The sequence below is a fragment of the Micromonospora sp. RTBAU3-60 genome, from assembly GCF_054963695.1.
The window spans coordinates 1-14,857 of record NZ_JBUEGB010000051.1; the positions used below are offsets into that span (position 1 = coordinate 1).

Consider the following 14,857-nt stretch of genomic DNA (forward strand, 5'->3'; position numbering starts at 1 on the left):
GCCGGAGCAGATCACCAACCCCGAGTACGCCACCCTGGCGTTCGAGAAGGGCCTCAAGCAGATCGACGGCTGGCAGGACATGCCCCTCACGAAGGCCGCGCAGACGGTGCAGGTGTCGGCGTACCCGGACGCCTACGCCCAGTGGGAACAGCAGGCCGCCGACCTGGTCGCCCAGTACTGGAACAGCTGACCCAAGCTGACCAAGCAGACCAATTGAAGAACACGCACAACGCCGCTGGCCGGTACCCGAACACGGGTGCCGGCCAGCGGCGTCTCCAGACAGCGCCGTCTCCAGGCAGCGCCGCCTCAAGAGAGAGCCGTCCCCAGAGGCCGCCGTCTCCAGAGCGCGCCGTCTCCAGAGATCTTGAAAGTTGCCGTCTGCCGCGAACGGAAACTGTCCAAGATCGGAAAACGGCACGGGCTCGTGCCAGAGCAAGAACCGCGACCGGCGGCAGTTACCCGTCCGCCGTGAACGGCAACTGCCCAACGTCGGAAGACGGCGCGGGTTCGTACCGGAGGATGAACCGTGACCGGCGGGTGGGCAAGGCGCACGACGGGCTGGGGGCGAGGGTGACCGGCGCAGGGATCAAGCCTGACCGCCCGGAGCCGGTCACCCTCGCCCCCAGCCCCCAAGCGCAACCAGCGCCGGCCCACAAGCGCAACCACCGACCGGGACGTAGCCGACAAGCGCAACCAGAGACCGGGCCAAGCCCACGAGCGCAACCCCCAGCGGCGACCCGGCCGCGAACCCGGCGACCGCCGAGGAGAGCTGAGCGTAGAGTCGGGCGGTGGACCGTACCGAATCACTGCCGGCGCAGACCGTCCCACCTGGCGCGGCGCCCGTCGACCCGGGCAGTGTGCTGCTGCCGGGCCACGACGTGCCGCTGGGCCGTTACACCACGGTGCGGCGGCTGCTGCCGCAGCGGCAGCGCCGGATGGTGGGCGCCTGGTGCTTCGTCGACCACTTCGGACCGGACGACGTCGCCGAGCGGCCCGGCATGGAGGTGCCGCCGCACCCGCACACCGGGTTGCAGACTGTCACCTGGCTGCTCGACGGGGAGATCCTGCACCGGGACAGTCTGGGCAACGTCCAGCCGATCCGCCCGGGGCAGCTCAACGTGATGACCTCAGGGCACGGCATCGCCCACTCGGAGCGGTCGCCGGCGGCGCACCCGCCGGTCATGCATGGCGTCCAGCTCTGGGTGGCGCTGCCGGACCCGGCCCGGGCGGGCGGGGCGGACTTCGCCCACCACGCGGAGCTGCCGCGCTGGCGCGACGGCGACCTGGACGTGACGCTGCTGGTCGGCGAGGTGGGCGGCGAGCGTTCCCCGGCCGTGGCGCACACTCCGCTGGTGGGCGCGCAGCTCGAGGTCCGCGGTCCGGCGCCGGCCACCCTGCCGCTGCGCCGCGACTTCGAGTACGGCCTGCTGGCGATGTCCGGCTCCGCCGAGGTGGACGGGGTGCCGTTCGCGCCGGGAGCCCTGCTCTACCTGGGCTCCGGTCGGGCCACGCTGACCCTGCGCGCCGCCCCGGGCAGCCGACTGCTGCTGCTCGGCGGTACGCCGTTCGAGGAGCCGCTGGTCATGTGGTGGAACTTCGTGGGCCGCTCGCACGAGGAGGTGGCCGCCGCTCGCGAGGACTGGATGGCGGGCCGACGTTTTGGCACGGTCGCCGACGATCCGGCGCCCCCGCTGCCCGCCCCGGCGCTGCCCACCACCCGGCTGAAGGCGCGGGACCGCAGCGGCGGTGTCCTCGGCTGAATGTCCGGCCCCGGCGCGGGTAGACGCGGGTATGCCGACCAGTGCGATTTCCAGCATCGAGGACAAGAAGCGGCTGGTCCGCCGGCTCGCCGGGGACGGGCGGGGGTTCGCCGAACGGTACGGGTTCCGGGTCACCAACAACCCGGCCCAGCTGTTCCAGGTGCTCTACCTGTCCGTTCTGCTGGCGCGCCGGGGGGACTACCGCAAGGCGGTCGACAGCGCGGTGGCGCTGCGGGACAGCGGGTGGGAGAGCGCCGCCCGGCTGGCCCGGTCGTTGCACACCGACCGGGTACGCGTGCTGCGCGAGGCGGGGCAGCGCGGCGACGTGGACCAGTTGGCCACCGTGCTCGGTGACCTGGCCCGTGCCGTGGTGGACCGGTACCGGGGCGACCTGCGCCGGTTGCGGACGGCGGCGCAGCAGGATCCGGCCCGGGAACGGCGGTTGCTCGGTGACCTGCCCGGAGTGGACGACCAGGTGATCGACCTGTTTCTGCGCGAGGTCCAGGCGGTGTGGCAGGAGGTGGCGCCGGTGGCCGACAAGCGGGCGCTCGTCGCGGCGCGCCGGTTGGGGCTGGGCCGTTCCGCCGACGACCTGGCCGGGCTGGCCGGCGGACGCGAGTCGGAGCGGCTGGCCTGGCTCGTGGGTGCACTGGCCCGGGTGGACCTGGAGAAGCGGTACGCCGAGCTGACCGGGTGACCGGCCCGTGTGGCGGGACACAATTCTGCGATAGTCACCCGTTCGGCTGACGTCGCGTTGTATGGTGATCGTGGCAGCGATGCCCGCCCGGTTCGGGCGATCATCCACCGCTTGGCGGTCGCGACCCGGTTCGGGCGTGGACCATCAGGGACAGGTGTTGCGTGGCGCCCCAGGTCGCGGTTCGTGACCCGGGGCGCCCGCCTGTCGCCCCCCTCATTTCGTCAGGCTGGCCACGAGGTTGACGGTCGCCGCGATGATGATCGCTCCGAAGAGGTACGCCAGCAGTGCGTGCCGCAGCACGCTGCGCCGCATCTCGGAGCTGGTCAGGTCGGTGTCGGAGACCTGGAACGTGGCCCCGACGGTGAACGCCAGGTAGGCGAAGTCCGCATAGCACGGCGGTTCCGTCTGGTGGAAGTTCACCCCGCCCGGCGTGCCGGCGTAGTAGAGCCGGGCGTACCGGATGGTGAAGACGGTGTGCACCACGAACCAGGAGACCACCACGCTGAGCACGGCCAGCCCGGCGTACGCGTCCAGCGGCAGCCCATGGAGGGCGTGCGCGCTGATCAGCACCACCCCCACGGCGAGCAGGCTGGCCACGCAGGCGCCGAGCACCAGCACGTCCCGCATCGCGCGGTTCGGGTCCTCGAACACCGCCAGCCGCGCGGTCCGGTCGGCATCCAGCCGCCCGAGGCGAGCCCACACCAGAGCCAGCCAGCTCAGCGCGGCGGCGTCCCAGCCCACCAGCGGGGCGAGCGCCGGGGTGAAGAGCGCCGCGCACAGTCCACCGCACACCACCCCGACCACTCCCATGAGGACGAGCTGCACGGAAGCCGGAACGTGTCCGTGCAGATGGGGGTGTGCGCTGCGCACCGCGGCGGGGGTCAGATGCCGCGTACGTGCTGCGAGACCCGCTGGTGCTTGTCCCGGGCCTGCGCCGCGCGCTGCGACCGGTCGACCTCGGGGGCGGCTTCGATGCCCGCCGAGCGGGCCACCTCGTTGCCGTTGGCGTAGTCCACCGGGGGCAGCGCCCGCAGCGCCTTCAACACGTCCGGCGGCGCGCCCTCCCGTTCGGCCTCCCGGATGACGTCGTCCTTCCCGGCCGGATAGTCCAGCGCCGACAGGTAGTCAAGGACGTCGGTGTAACTCGCCATGAGTCGGGCTCCTCGCGCCTCGGTTGCGGTCACGACCGGCGGCGGTTACCCGCCGGGCCGCCGGTCACGCACGGGGCGACGGAAAATCCGCGTCGTTTCCGCCGCCCGTTGGCGGGTAGGCGGGTTCGCGCACCGAAAGGGGTACCACCGATGCAATACCTGACCTTCGTCGACCGCGTGGCACGGCGTACCGGGGCGTCCGAGGAGCGGGCGGCGGAGCTGACCGGGGCCACGTTGGAGACCCTGGCCGAACGGTTGACCGGCGGCGAGGTGCTGGATCTCGCCGCGCAGCTGCCGAAGGAGCTCCAGCGGATGCTCAAGCCCCACCCGCGTACCGAGGCGGCGGAACGGTTCGGGGCGGCCGAGTTCGTGGCCCGGGTCGCCCGCCGGGCCGACGTCGACGAGAACGCCGCGCGGGACACCATCCGGGCCGTGTTCACCACGCTGCGCGAGGCGATCAGCGGCGGGGAGTTCCAGGACGTGGCGGTGCAGTTGCCGCGCGACTACCGGGACATCGTGGAGCCGGCGCTCGCGCCGGCCCCGGCGCGGCGCGCCTGAGCCGGGTGGCCGTCAGGCGACCGTGCCCTCGGCACGCAGGGCCGCGATCCGGTCGGGGTCGAAGCCGGCCTCCGCGAGCAGTTCGTCCGTGTGCTCACCGGGGTGTGGGGGCCTCCGGCGTACGGAGGTGGGGGTGGCGGAGAAGCGTGGCGCGGGCGCCGGTTGGGTGACCCCGTCGTGGTCGACGAAGACGCCCCGGGCCGCCAGGTGGGGGTGTTCCGGTGCCTCCGCCCAGTCGAGCACCGGCGCGAGGCAGGCGTCCGACCCGGCGAGCAGCTCCGCCCACTCGTCCCGGGTCCGGGTGCGGAACAGTCGCGCCCACGCCGTACGCAACGCCGGCCAGTTCGCCGGGTCGGTCCGGTCCGGGGCTTCGTCGCCGTCCAACGGGAAACCGGTGAGCCGGACCAGCTCGTCGTAGAACTGCGGTTCCAGCGCACCCACCGCGAGGTACCGCCCGTCGGCGCACTCGTACGTGTCGTAGAAGGGTGCGCCGCCGTCGAGCAGGTTCACCCCGCGTGGGTCCTGCCACCTGCCGGACCGTCGGAGCGCGTGGATCTGGGTGGCCAGCACCGACACGCCGTCCACGATGGCCGCGTCGACGACCTGTCCGGGCGCGCCGGCGCGGACCGCGTACAGGGCGGCGACGACGCCGAGGGCCAGCATCATCCCGCCGCCACCGAAGTCGCCGAGCAGGTTCATCGGCGGTACGGGGCGTTCGCCGGCGCGGCCGACGCCGTGCAGCGCGCCGGTCAGCGCCAGGTAGTCGATGTCGTGGCCGGCGGTGGGGGCGAGCGGCCCGTCCTGGCCCCAGCCGGTCATCCGCCCGTACACCAGTCGGGGGTTGACGGCGAGGCAGTTGTCGGGGCCGAGGCCGAGCCGCTCGGTGACGCCGGGCCGGAAGCCTTCCAGCAGCGCGTCCGCCCCGGCCACCAGGGCCAGCACCACCTCCCGTCCCGCCGTGGACTTGAGGTCGACGGCGAGCGAGCGGCGGTTGCGGGTGAGCAGGTCGCCGGGGATGCCGAGGCCGGCCGGGGCGGTGCGGTCGACGCGGACCACGTCCGCGCCGAGGTCGGCCAGCATCATCGCGGCGAACGGGCCGGGGCCGATGCCGGCCAGCTCGATCACCCGGACGCCGGTGAGCGGGCCCTCGTTGGTCACCGCGTCACCATAGGGCGCGGGCCCGCCGGACACCATGCCTCGCCGGCACACTCAGCGGTTGACCAGGGCAATCATCCGATTCCGGACTTGGCGGTCGAGCTGAGGTTGCCCTAACCTGGAGCGCGCGAGGGGAGTACTTCCCACGAACCATTCCGGTCAGTACGGCGTGCCCGGCGCGCCTCGGGTGGTTGCCCACTGAGGGTGGGTGAAGGAGACCTCGAACATGACAGGGTGTTCGAGGAGACTCCATGACCGAATTGTCGTACCTGTCCGCGGCCGAACTGTCGACGGTCGGCACCCCCGCCCTGTGGGCGGTGACCATCGCCGGCGTGCTCGCCCTGCTGGTGCTCGACTTCCTGGTCACCCGCCGCCCGCACGAGGTGTCGCTCAAGGAGGCCCTGGGCTGGTCGGCCTTCTACGTCGCTCTGCCGCTGGCCTTCGGCGCCTGGGTCTGGTCCCGGTACGGCTCTGAACTGGGCGTCCAGTACCTGACCGGCTACCTGGTGGAGAAGTCGCTCTCGGTCGACAACCTGTTCGTCTTCATGTTGTTGCTGGCGGCGTTCGCGGTGCCCGCGGTGCTGGCCCAGCGCGTCCTGCTCTACGGCATTGCCGGCGCGCTGGTGCTGCGCGCGGTCTTCATCGCGCTCGGCGCCGCCGCCCTGCAGACCCTGGACTTCGCCTTCCTGCTCTTCGCGATCATCCTGATCGTCACCGCGGTCAAGCTGCTCCGCGACGCCCTCTCCGGGCACGAGCAGGAGGTCGACATCAACAAGATGCGGTCGGTGAAGCTGCTCCGCCGGGTCATGCCGGTGGTCGACGAGTACCAGGGCACCAGGATGACCGTGCGGCAGAACGGCCGCCGCGCGCTCACCCCGCTCGCCCTCGTGGTGGTCGCGGTGTTCGCCACCGACGTGGTCTTCGCCGTCGACTCGGTGCCGGCCGTCTACGGCATCACCGAGGACCCGTACCTGGTCTTCGCCACCAACGCGTTTGCCCTGCTCGGCCTGCGCGCGCTGTACTTCGTGCTGCACGCCGCGCTGAGCCGGTTGGTGCACCTCAGCTACGGCCTGGCCGTCATCCTCGCCTTCATCGGCGTCAAGCTCGGCCTGCACTGGGCGCACGGCATCTGGCCGGGCGTGCCGCAGATCCCGACCCTCGCCTCGCTCGGCGTGATCATCGGCATCCTCGTGGTGGTCACCCTGACCAGCCTGCGTGCCACCCGCGACCGCGAACCGGGCGACACGGGGGTCGTCGCCGAGCGCCACTGAGCCCACCGGGCGGGCCGGCCGCGGTGGTCACCCAGCGCGGCCTGTCCGGCCGAACCCCACGCCCGGTCCACCCGTCGGGTGGTACGACTGACGGGTGGGAATCGTGTCGCCGGGCTTCCAGGGCCGGCCCCGCTCGGCCGAGCCGGCCCTGCCGCCCGGGCAGTACCTCACCGAGGACTGGCCGGTGCTCTCCGCCGGCCCGACCCCGAAGGTGTCGCTGGACACCTGGGAGTTCGTGGTCACCACCGAGACCGGCGTCGAGTTCCGCTGGTCCTGGACCGAGCTGATGGGTCTGCCGCAGGAGACGCCCACGGTGGACATCCACTGCGTCACCCGCTGGTCCAAGCTCGGCACCAACTGGCAGGCCGTCTCGCTGGACACCCTGCTCGAAGGCATCGACACCGACGCGCGGTACGCGCTGGCACACTCGTACGGCGGGTACACCACGAACCTGCCGCTGGAGGACCTGCGCGGCGGGCGGGCCTGGGTGGCGCACGCGTACGAGGGCGGCCCGCTCCCCGCCGAGCACGGCGGTCCGGCCCGGCTGCTCGTGCCGCACCTCTACTTCTGGAAGTCGGCGAAGTGGGTGCGGGGCATCCGGCTGCTCGTCGACGACCAGCCGGGCTTCTGGGAGACCGCGGGCTACCACGACTACGGCGACCCGTGGCGCGAGCAGCGCTACCAGGGCGACTGAGGTGTCCGCGCCCCCGGCCGGCAACCGGGTCGCCGCGCCGTTGACCTGGCGGGTGGCCCGTCTCGCCGAGCGCCGGACCGAGACGCCGACCGCGCAGACCCTGGTCCTGGACGTGCCCGACTGGCCCGGGCACCTGCCGGGGCAGCACGTCGACGTCCGGCTCACCGCCGCCGACGGCTACCAGGCGGCCCGGTCGTACTCGCTGGCGGAGCCCGCCGACGCGGGCCGGATCGCGCTGACCGTGCAGCGGGTGCCGGACGGGGAGGTGTCGCCGTACCTGATCGACGTGTGGGCCGAGGGTGACCCGGTGGAGGTGCGCGGGCCGGTCGGCGGCTGGTTCGTCTGGCGTACCGAGGAGACCGCGCCGGTGCTGCTGGTGGCCGGCGGGTCCGGGGTGGTGCCGCTGATGGCGATGGTCCGGGCCCGCCGGGCCGCCGGCAGCCGGACGCCGTTCCGGCTGATCTACTCGGTCCGCACCCCTGACGACGTCTTCTACGCCGAGGAGTTGCGCCGGCGCGCCCGCGACGACCAGGGCTTGGACGTGGCGTACCTGTACACCCGCCAGGCGCCGGAGAGCTGGCGGGGTGAACCGCACCGGATCAACGTGGCCGACGTCAACACCCACGGCTGGCCGCCCGACCTGGATCCGCTCTGCTACGTCTGCGGCCCGACCGGCTTCGTGGAGACCGTGGCGGACCTGCTGGTGGGGCTCGGCCACCCGACCCGGCGGGTGAAGACCGAGCGCTTCGGCCCGACCGGGTGACCGAGGAGGACGCATGACCGACATGTCCTACCTGGACGGCAACATGCTGGACGGGCCGCTGCGGGAGATCTTCGCGGTGGACCTCAGCACGGCCACCGGGCGCTGCGCGTCCTGCGGCACGGCCGGCCCGATGGCCGGGCTGCACGTCTTCTCCCACGCCCCCGGCCTGGTGGGCCGCTGCCCGGTCTGCGGGCAGGTGATGCTGCGGCTGGTCCGGGCGCCCGAGCGCGCCTGGCTGGACCTGCGCGGGGCCACCGTCCTCGAGTTGCCGATGCCGCTCGACCAGCCGCATCCGGGCCCGCTGTAGCCCGGGTGCGGACACGGCCGGATCGCCGAGGTGGCGCGATCACCTGGGGCTCGACCGGCCCACCTCGGCGACGTGACCGCAAGAACCTCGGGCCGCGGGTGTGGCGCTGCTGACCCGACGCTGAGCCGTGCGCGGTTGCCGAGCCGGTCCGCGAACGGAGACGGGGCTCAGCCGGCCGTGTCCGACAGGCGCCGCCAGGCCAGTGTGGTGAGCGCCGCCAGCGCGGCCGCGGCCAGCCAGAACGGCGCCAGGATGCTTCCGGTCAGCTGGGCGACGAGGCCGCCGGTCACCGTGCCCACGGCCGCCCCGCCCAGATCGGCGAGGGAGTAGATGCTGTTCACCCGGCCGCGCAGCCGGTCCGGCACGAGGCGCTGCCGTAGCGACACCACGAGCACCCCCCACACCATCGCGTGCACCCCCCACACCGCGAGGGCGGTCCCGGCCACCCAGGGCTGCCGGGTGGTGGCCAGCACGACCTGAAGCCCGATCTCGACCAGCAGCCCGGCCCGCAGCAGCGTCGGGGTGCCGAACCGGGCCCGCAGCCGGGTCGCCAGGGTGCTCCCGGCGAGCCCGCCGAGCGCGGCGGCGGTCAGCAGCACCCCGTACCCGACCTCGGCGAGGCCGAGCCGCTGGCGGGCGTACAGCACGAACGCGGCGAACGCCGCGCAGAACGCCACGTTCATCACCGCGATGCAGCCGGCGAGGGTCCGCAGCACCGGTACGCCCCACAGGGCGCGTACCCCGGCGGCGATGTCCGCCCGCAGCGAGCGTCTCGGGCCGGCGTCCGGGGCGGCCGGGGGCGGGACCGGCCGCCAGCGCAGCAGGGCCAGCAGCAGCGCGGCCAGCCCGAAGGTGGCCGCGTCGAAGCCGAACGGCAGCGCCGCCGCGACCACGAAGAGGTACGCCCCGAACGGCTTCGCGGCGAACTGGTTGCCGATCACGAAGGTGGCGAAGAGGCGGCTGTTGGCCTGCTCCAGTCGCTCCGGCGGGACCACCGAGGGCAGCAGCGCCCCGGCGGCGGTGTCAGCCAGGGTCTCCCCGACGCCGGCGAGGAAGAACGCCAGGCAGATCAGCGGCACGGTGGCCACCCCGGCGAGCACCGCCCCGGCCAGGGCGGCGAGGACCAAGCCCCGGCCGAGGTTGACCCCGATGATCAGCCGGCGCCGGTCCAACCGGTCCACGAGCGCCCCGCTGACCAGGGCGAACAGCAGCCAGGGCAGCTGCGGGGCGAGGGCCGCGGCGGCCACCGCGGCCGGGTCCGGGGTGAGCGAGGCGACCAGCAGCGGGCCGGCGACCAGGGTGACGCCGTCACCCAGGTTGGAGACCGCGCTGGCGGTCCAGAGGTGGACGAAGTCCCGGCCGAGCCGGCCGGTAGGAACGGTGGCCGTCATGCCGGCCACCGGGCAGGGGTACGCGGTCCGGGCGCGACGGGGCGCCCGGACGGGTCGTCCGGAAACACGAGGAATCTCCCTCGGAAGCGATGTGTGGCGTACGCACGCCAGGACGGGGGACCCGCGCAGGGTCACCTGATCGCTTCGCGGCGAGAGGGTGGTGTCGAGGGGGCGGCCCGGGGAACCCGGGCTCGGGTCAGGACACGGTCCCCAGCGGCGAAGCGGAAACCAGCACCGTGCCGACCAGAACCTTCGCCATGACCGACCTCCCGTCGTCGGGCCTCACGCTAGGCGATCTCGATCCGCCGCGCGACCCCGGTTGGACAGCGGGTCGGCCGGTGGCCGAGAGTGGGGCACCGTGAGATACCTGCGTACCGACGGCCGGGTGGGCATCCGGCGACCCCGGCCAGCCGACGAGGCCGAGTTCATCGCGGCCGCCCGGCGCAGCCGCGAGCTGCACCACCCGTGGCTGTCCGCCGCCGATGACCCCGAGGCTTACGCCGCGTACCTGCGCAAGATCCGGGGGCGGGACAGCTCGGGTTACCTGTTCTGCGACGTGGCCACCGGGGGGATCGCCGGGTACGCCACCATCAGCGGCATCGTCATGGGCGCGCTGCGCGGCGGCTACCTGGGCTACGCCGCCTTCCTGCCGTACGCCGGCACCGGGCACGCCTCGGCCGGGATCCGCCTGGTCATCGGGCACGCCTTCACCGTGCTCGGGCTGCACCGGCTAGAGGCGAACATCCAGCCCGGCAACGAGCCGTCGAAGCGGCTGGCCCGCCGCCTCGGCTTCCGGTTGGAGGGCTTCTCCCCGGACTACCTCTTCATCGACGGAGCCTGGCGGGACCACGAGCGGTGGGCGATCACCGCACCGGAGCCCGGGCACGCCTGATGCCCCGGCGCGGGCGGGCGGCCGGACTGGACCAGATCCCGCGGCAGCGTGGAGGCGTGGGCTCTGGCCCGGCCAGCAACCACCTGAGCCCGCCAGCCACGAGGGGGCGGCCGCCGTCCCGGCGACCGCCACCGTTGTTGCTCGACTCAGCGCCCCGGGCCCCGCGCCTGCGGGCGCTGCCCGGTCGACCGCTCCAACTTCGCCTGCTTGTGGTCCACGCGCCGGCGCTGCCGCGCTGTGAGCCGCGGACGGCCGCTCTGCTGCTGGTAGTTGGCGATCCGTCGGTCGGTCGGCAGCATGCTCATAGCGGGTTCCCTCCGATGGACTTGACGGCCAGCGGGACGTCCCGCAGCGCCGGCACCTCCTGGCGCTGCGGCTCCCGGGTCAGCGTCGCGGTGCCCCGGTCCGCCCGTACGTCCAGGTAGGGCGGGCTGTCGCCGGCGGCCTGACCGGCCACCGCGACGGCGACCGGGGCACGGCACTGCCGGTCCGGCCGGACCTGGATGGTCTGCCCGGGGCGGACCAGGTACGAGGCCCGGTTGACCTTGCCGCCGTCGACGGTGAACGTGTTGTGCGCGACCAGGTCGCGGGCCTCGTTGATGGAGCGGGCGAAGCCCGCGCGGTGCACCAGCGCGTCCATCCGCTGCTCCAGCTCGCCGACCAGGTTCTCCGCCGAGTCACCGGGTTGGCTGACGGCCGCCACCAGGGCCCGGGCGAGTTGTCGGTCCCGCAGTTCGTAGCGGGCGCGTACCTGGTGCCGCGCGATGTCGTCCAACCACGGGCCCCCGGGGGCGGGCCGCGGCCCGCCGCGTACGCCCACCGGATGCCGTTGCCGCCGCATCCGGTAGCCGTACGCGGGGTGGATCGGGAACACGTCCTCGGGCGAGGGACGTACCGTGGTCCGGACCGCCATGTCGTTTCCTCCCTCGGCTCTCGCGGTCCGTCCACCCTCCGTCGCCACCGGGTGAGGCCGCCCCACCCGATTCGGGTGACCCTCAGCTGCCCGGCTTCGGGAAGGCGACCGGGCTGCGGTGCCCGTCCCGGTCCACCGCCCGGACGCCGAAGAAGACGTTGTCCTTGGACAGGTCGACGGTCACCTCGGTTACGTCACCGACCGGGAGCACCTTCTGCCACTCGGCCGCGGTGGTCTCCCGCCACACCACCTCGTAGCCGGCGAGGTCCGGCTCGGTGCCGCGCTGCCAGCGCAGAGTGGTGTCGTTGGTCAGGTTGGTGGTGACGATGGTGACCGCCTTCGGGGTGCCCGGCGCCTGGGCCAGCGACCAGAGCGTGGCGCCGTTCACCCGGGCCACCCGGGTGATGTAGTCGAAGTCGCAGAACTCCGGCAGGTCCCCGTACTGGACGCCGTCCACGACCCGGACGTCCTGGTGCTGGTGGGCGAAGTCCTCGTTCGGCTCGGTGAACCGGCCGGCCGGCCAGCCCTCGCGCAGGAACGAGATGTGGTCGCTGCCGCGCAGGTAGCGGTCCCGCCGATAGACCACCCGGACCTGCATCCCGGTGGCCCCGTTCTCGGCCACGTCGCTGACGAACCGGGCGAGCTGCCGGGACGGGGAGTCGTTCTCGCCGCCGACGGACTGCCGGGTGCTCGCCTCGGCCGGGGTCTCCGCGGTCGGCACCCCCTCGGCGAAGAGTCGGACAACTCGCGGGTCGCGGGTGCCGTCGTCGGCGGTGCTGCTGCCGACGATGTCGTTGCTGACCATGCCCTGGCAGTCCACGCCCGCCGCCTTGAGCTGCTTCGCCAGGTAGGTCGAGCCGTACAGGTTCTGCTCCTCGCCGGCGACCGCGGCGAACACGATGGTCGCCTCGGTGCGCCGGGTGGCCATCACCCGGGCCAGCTCCATCACCACCGCCACGCCGGAGGCGTCGTCGTCGGCGCCCGGCGCGTCGCTCACCGCGTCCATCACGTCGGTGGCCCGGGAGTCGTAGTGGCCGGTGATCACGTAGACCCGGTTCGGCGTGACGTCGCCGCGCAGGGTGGCCACCACGTTGGTGATCCGGGTGGCGGTGGGGATCCGGGAGGCGGGCTGCTGGACGTACGACTGGAGCTCGACGGTCATCCGGCCGTCCGATGCGGCGGCGTATCCGGAGAGCTGCTGGTGGATCCAGTCCCGGGCCGCGCCGATGCCCCGGACCGGGTCGTCCTGGCTGGAGAGGGTGTGCCGGGTGCCGAAGGCGGCGAGCCGGCGTACGGTGGCCTCGATCCGGTCCCGGTCGACCTCGCGCAGCAGCGCGGACAGCTCCCGGCCCGGCGGCTGGGGCAGGACCGGGTGGCCGGGGCCGGGCGGCGCGACCGCCTCCTCGGCGGCGGCCGGCGTGGCGGCGGCGAACGGTGCGGCGACGGTGGCGGCGGTGGCCGCGGCGGATGCGGTCAGGAAGGTGCGCCGGGTCGACCTCGTGGGCCGGTCGCCGGCGGTCTCGTGCGATCCCATCCGCGCATCCTCGCCGTTGACCGCGAGGTTTGTCTATATCGTCTGGAGTGGATGTGCTGGGGTGCGGATCCCGTCCGGGTCGCCGCTTGCCGGCCCGCCGTCGGCACCGACGGGCTGTCGGTCGCCGTCCCCGGGGAGGGGTCCGCTGCCCGTCGGCGCGTCGCCCGCCTCGCCCGGATCGCCGTCTGTGGGGGGCCGGTCCGTGGTGGCGGGTGCGGCGGTCGCCGTGGCGTGCCCTCGGCGGCGCAGCGCGACGACCCGGTCGGCGAGCCAGGCCAGCACGGCCTCGACCGCGGCGGCCGCCAGGATGACCAGACCGACCCGCAGCAGGACGGCCTCCTGGATCCCGAAGCGGGTGTACTCGCCGGCGGAGTACATCATGCCGGCCACCGCGCTCGCCGTGCTCGCCAACGCGACCACCGCACCGGCCGCCGCCAGCCAGCGGGCCCGCTTGAACGCCCTGGCCAGCAGGCCGACGCCGAGCGCCAGCAGGAAGACCAGGCTCGCCTGGGGCAGCACCCGGTGCCGGTCCGGGAAGAAGAGCTTCTCCGGGACGGCGGGTACGCCCGGCACGGCGGCGGCGTACCGTCCCTCGGTGCCGGCCAGCGAGATCGGCAGTACGGACAGCACCTGCTCGGTGTATTCGCTCGGGTGGGCCCGCGCGTACCGGTAGCCGACGGACCCCTGCTCCCGCGCCGCCCACGCCCTGAGCGCCGGGCAGTCCCGGTAGGCCTCGATGAACGGGCCCATCGACCAGGTCGAGCCCGCTGCCACCTGCTCCGCCCCGGCGCACCCGGGCATCCCGAACTCGTCCTGGTACGCCGCTTTGACCTGCGGGTTGTTCAACACCTGGAACCGCAGGCGGTAGACGAACGTCGCCTCGGAGAGGCTCAGGCCGCTGCCCCAGGAGCGGTAGCTGTGGTCGACGACCGGCACGATGGCGGCCTGCCAGCCGAGCGCGCCGAGCAGCACCACGGTGGCGAGCAGCGCGTGCCACCGGTGCCGCCGCAGCACCGCGTGGCCGGCCAGCACGACGACGAGCAGCAGAAGGTACGGCAGCACGTCCTGCCGGGTGAACGTCCACCAGAACGCGACCAGCGCCAGCGCGCCGAGCGCCACCCGGGAGCGGGTCGTGACCCAGATGGTGAGCAGCGCCAGCGCGGCGATGCCGAGGCTGATGGACAGCGACTCGGAGAGCAGGGCGTGGTCCCATGAGTAGACCGACCGGCTCAGGGCCAGGCAGAGCAGCGCGGTGACGGCCAGGATCCGCGCCGGCAGTGAGCGCAGCCGCGCCCAGCAGGCACCGGCCAGCAGGCACCAGGCCAGGGTGCTGATCGTCCACTGCAGGGCCACCCGGGCCGAGTCGCTGCCGACCAGCGCGTAGAGCAGCGGCACCCCCCACGGGCGCGGTGCATGGCCGGTGAACGACAACGTGTCGATCGGCACCTCGCCGGGGCGGGGGGCGTACGAGCGGGTGTCGGGCGCGGTGAAGAGGGTGTAACCGGTCAGGATCCGCACCCGGGCGGACAGGTAGCCGGCGAGCAGGACCACGAGCGGCAGATGCCGCCAGGGCAGGCGCCGCACCGACCAGCGGGGTGCCCGGGCCCAGGTGCCCAGATCGTCCGCGGCTTCGGGCGCCTCGATGGCCATGCGAAGTTCCTCACGTCCGTCGCGTTGATCATCGGAACCGTAGCGACGGGGCCTGGATCCTGTGTACCCCGGAGCGCCCCGGCGACCGAGAATGGGTCGCTTGGGCCGCCCTGACACGCCG

General features: G+C 73.5%; 16 protein-coding genes and 1 pseudogene. 9 read left to right on the top strand and 8 right to left on the bottom strand.

What is annotated here, in order from left to right; all coding sequences use genetic code 11:
- The 3 genes and pseudogenes from ACY34I_RS30535 to ACY34I_RS30545 all read left to right on the top strand — a co-directional run.
- A pseudogene (locus ACY34I_RS30535) lies at positions 1 to 190 on the top strand (hypothetical protein); the annotation flags it as partial.
- Positions 191 to 788: 598 nt separating this feature from the next.
- The gene (locus ACY34I_RS30540) at positions 789 to 1,760 is read left to right on the top strand and encodes a pirin family protein (RefSeq protein WP_462758518.1); all 972 of its coding nucleotides are present in this window, start codon (positions 789 to 791) and stop codon (positions 1,758 to 1,760) included.
- 31 nt (positions 1,761 to 1,791) lie between these two features.
- The gene (locus tag ACY34I_RS30545) at positions 1,792 to 2,457 is read left to right on the top strand and encodes a hypothetical protein (RefSeq protein ID WP_462758519.1); all 666 of its coding nucleotides are present in this window, start codon (positions 1,792 to 1,794) and stop codon (positions 2,455 to 2,457) included.
- 213 nt (positions 2,458 to 2,670) lie between these two features.
- Here the strand turns inward: ACY34I_RS30545 and ACY34I_RS30550 are convergent, their stop codons facing one another.
- Together ACY34I_RS30550 and ACY34I_RS30555 are read right to left on the bottom strand one after the other, a co-directional pair.
- Complete coding sequence (locus tag ACY34I_RS30550) at positions 2,671 to 3,282, bottom strand: DUF1345 domain-containing protein (RefSeq protein ID WP_462758520.1); 612 nt, start codon at positions 3,280 to 3,282, stop codon at positions 2,671 to 2,673.
- Between the two features lie 56 nt (positions 3,283 to 3,338).
- The gene (locus ACY34I_RS30555) at positions 3,339 to 3,608 is read right to left on the bottom strand and encodes a DUF2795 domain-containing protein (protein WP_148799262.1); all 270 of its coding nucleotides are present in this window, start codon (positions 3,606 to 3,608) and stop codon (positions 3,339 to 3,341) included.
- A 150-nt stretch (positions 3,609 to 3,758) separates the two neighbouring features.
- Between ACY34I_RS30555 and ACY34I_RS30560 the strand changes: the two genes are divergently transcribed.
- Positions 3,759 to 4,166, top strand: coding sequence for a DUF2267 domain-containing protein (locus tag ACY34I_RS30560; protein ID WP_462758521.1), 408 nt, complete (start codon positions 3,759 to 3,761; stop codon positions 4,164 to 4,166).
- Between the two features lie 12 nt (positions 4,167 to 4,178).
- Here ACY34I_RS30560 and ACY34I_RS30565 read toward each other — a convergent pair whose 3' ends face one another.
- Complete coding sequence (locus ACY34I_RS30565; protein ID WP_462758522.1) at positions 4,179 to 5,360, bottom strand: CaiB/BaiF CoA transferase family protein; 1,182 nt, start codon at positions 5,358 to 5,360, stop codon at positions 4,179 to 4,181.
- Between the two features lie 212 nt (positions 5,361 to 5,572).
- Here ACY34I_RS30565 and ACY34I_RS30570 point away from each other — a divergent pair, with 212 nt between their 5' ends.
- The 4 genes from ACY34I_RS30570 to ACY34I_RS30585 all read left to right on the top strand — a co-directional run bounded on the left by ACY34I_RS30570 (position 5,573) and on the right by ACY34I_RS30585 (position 8,356).
- On the top strand, positions 5,573 to 6,592 hold the full coding sequence (locus ACY34I_RS30570; protein ID WP_462758523.1) for a TerC family protein: 1,020 nt from the start codon (positions 5,573 to 5,575) through the stop codon (positions 6,590 to 6,592).
- A 103-nt stretch (positions 6,593 to 6,695) separates the two neighbouring features.
- Positions 6,696 to 7,286, top strand: a complete 591-nt coding sequence (locus ACY34I_RS30575; RefSeq protein WP_462758573.1) for a sulfite oxidase-like oxidoreductase — start codon at positions 6,696 to 6,698, stop codon at positions 7,284 to 7,286.
- Position 7,287: 1 nt separating this feature from the next.
- Positions 7,288 to 8,049, top strand: a complete 762-nt coding sequence (locus tag ACY34I_RS30580; RefSeq protein WP_462758524.1) for a ferredoxin reductase — start codon at positions 7,288 to 7,290, stop codon at positions 8,047 to 8,049.
- A gap of 13 nt (positions 8,050 to 8,062) precedes the next feature.
- Positions 8,063 to 8,356, top strand: a complete 294-nt coding sequence (locus ACY34I_RS30585; protein ID WP_148799274.1) for a DUF6510 family protein — start codon at positions 8,063 to 8,065, stop codon at positions 8,354 to 8,356.
- Positions 8,357 to 8,523: 167 nt separating this feature from the next.
- Here the strand turns inward: ACY34I_RS30585 and ACY34I_RS30590 are convergent, their stop codons facing one another.
- Positions 8,524 to 9,747, bottom strand: a complete 1,224-nt coding sequence (locus ACY34I_RS30590) for an MFS transporter (protein ID WP_462758525.1) — start codon at positions 9,745 to 9,747, stop codon at positions 8,524 to 8,526.
- A 358-nt stretch (positions 9,748 to 10,105) separates the two neighbouring features.
- Between ACY34I_RS30590 and ACY34I_RS30595 the strand changes: the two genes are divergently transcribed.
- Positions 10,106 to 10,639, top strand: coding sequence for a GNAT family N-acetyltransferase (locus tag ACY34I_RS30595; RefSeq protein ID WP_462758527.1), 534 nt, complete (start codon positions 10,106 to 10,108; stop codon positions 10,637 to 10,639).
- 146 nt (positions 10,640 to 10,785) lie between these two features.
- On the opposite strand, the gene ACY34I_RS30600 is transcribed toward ACY34I_RS30595, so the two are convergent.
- From ACY34I_RS30600 to ACY34I_RS30615, 4 genes are all read right to left on the bottom strand, one after another.
- Positions 10,786 to 10,944, bottom strand: coding sequence for a hypothetical protein (locus ACY34I_RS30600; protein ID WP_462758528.1), 159 nt, complete (start codon positions 10,942 to 10,944; stop codon positions 10,786 to 10,788).
- A complete protein-coding gene (gene rpsD, locus ACY34I_RS30605; RefSeq protein ID WP_462758529.1) occupies positions 10,941 to 11,552 on the bottom strand; it encodes a 30S ribosomal protein S4 in 612 nt (203 codons plus the stop codon). Before rpsD ends, ACY34I_RS30600 begins: the two co-directional genes overlap by 4 nt.
- A gap of 82 nt (positions 11,553 to 11,634) precedes the next feature.
- Complete coding sequence (locus ACY34I_RS30610) at positions 11,635 to 13,086, bottom strand: M20/M25/M40 family metallo-hydrolase (RefSeq protein ID WP_462758530.1); 1,452 nt, start codon at positions 13,084 to 13,086, stop codon at positions 11,635 to 11,637.
- A 33-nt stretch (positions 13,087 to 13,119) separates the two neighbouring features.
- Positions 13,120 to 14,736 carry a hypothetical protein gene (locus tag ACY34I_RS30615; protein WP_462758532.1) on the bottom strand — a complete coding sequence of 539 codons (1,617 nt, stop codon included), beginning with the start codon at positions 14,734 to 14,736 and terminating at the stop codon, positions 13,120 to 13,122.
- Positions 14,737 to 14,857: the final 121 nt, after the last annotated feature.

Coding starts and splice junctions, on each gene's coding strand:
- ACY34I_RS30600 (WP_462758528.1), bottom strand. CDS start 10,944: ATGAGCATGCTGCCGACCGACCGACGGATCGCCAACTACCAGCAGCAG.
- ACY34I_RS30610 (WP_462758530.1), bottom strand. CDS start 13,086: ATGGGATCGCACGAGACCGCCGGCGACCGGCCCACGAGGTCGACCCGG.
- ACY34I_RS30545 (WP_462758519.1), top strand. CDS start 1,792: ATGCCGACCAGTGCGATTTCCAGCATCGAGGACAAGAAGCGGCTGGTC.
- ACY34I_RS30560 (WP_462758521.1), top strand. CDS start 3,759: ATGCAATACCTGACCTTCGTCGACCGCGTGGCACGGCGTACCGGGGCG.
- rpsD (WP_462758529.1), bottom strand. CDS start 11,552: ATGGCGGTCCGGACCACGGTACGTCCCTCGCCCGAGGACGTGTTCCCG.
- ACY34I_RS30585 (WP_148799274.1), top strand. CDS start 8,063: ATGACCGACATGTCCTACCTGGACGGCAACATGCTGGACGGGCCGCTG.
- ACY34I_RS30615 (WP_462758532.1), bottom strand. CDS start 14,736: ATGGCCATCGAGGCGCCCGAAGCCGCGGACGATCTGGGCACCTGGGCC.
- ACY34I_RS30565 (WP_462758522.1), bottom strand. CDS start 5,360: ATGGTGTCCGGCGGGCCCGCGCCCTATGGTGACGCGGTGACCAACGAG.
- ACY34I_RS30590 (WP_462758525.1), bottom strand. CDS start 9,747: ATGACGGCCACCGTTCCTACCGGCCGGCTCGGCCGGGACTTCGTCCAC.
- ACY34I_RS30555 (WP_148799262.1), bottom strand. CDS start 3,608: ATGGCGAGTTACACCGACGTCCTTGACTACCTGTCGGCGCTGGACTAT.
- ACY34I_RS30570 (WP_462758523.1), top strand. CDS start 5,573: ATGACCGAATTGTCGTACCTGTCCGCGGCCGAACTGTCGACGGTCGGC.